1 protein-coding gene is annotated in these 294 nt (G+C 57.8%); it reads right to left on the reverse strand.

Annotated elements, in window-relative coordinates:
* Positions 1 to 294, reverse strand: a 294-nt coding sequence (locus tag AMS65_RS00275) for a class I tRNA ligase family protein (protein WP_157501957.1), incomplete at both ends; no start/stop codon positions are given.

Raw genomic sequence — 294 nt, forward strand, 5'->3', positions numbered from 1 at the left:
ATCTTGAAGAAGTAATTCTTCTCCTGGAGCAGTTCGAGCGGCTTCGAATGGATGGCGCACACCTTCTGGCCCTCGAATTCGCCCGTGCCGTCGACGATCTCACTCTTCGGCTTGAACTCTTCGCAGCCGACGCAGTACAGCGCTTCGAACTCGCCCGCGTAGACGTGGCCGTCGTCGTAAAGCTTCTGCAGAAACTTCGCGACGCCCGCTTCGTGGCGCTCATCCGTCGTGCGAATGAAGTCGTCGTTCGAGATATCGATGAGATCGAGCAGCGGCTTCCACGACGATTCGACG

Source organism: Leucobacter celer subsp. astrifaciens (assembly GCF_001273835.1).
GTDB lineage: Bacteria > Actinomycetota > Actinomycetes > Actinomycetales > Microbacteriaceae > Leucobacter > Leucobacter celer.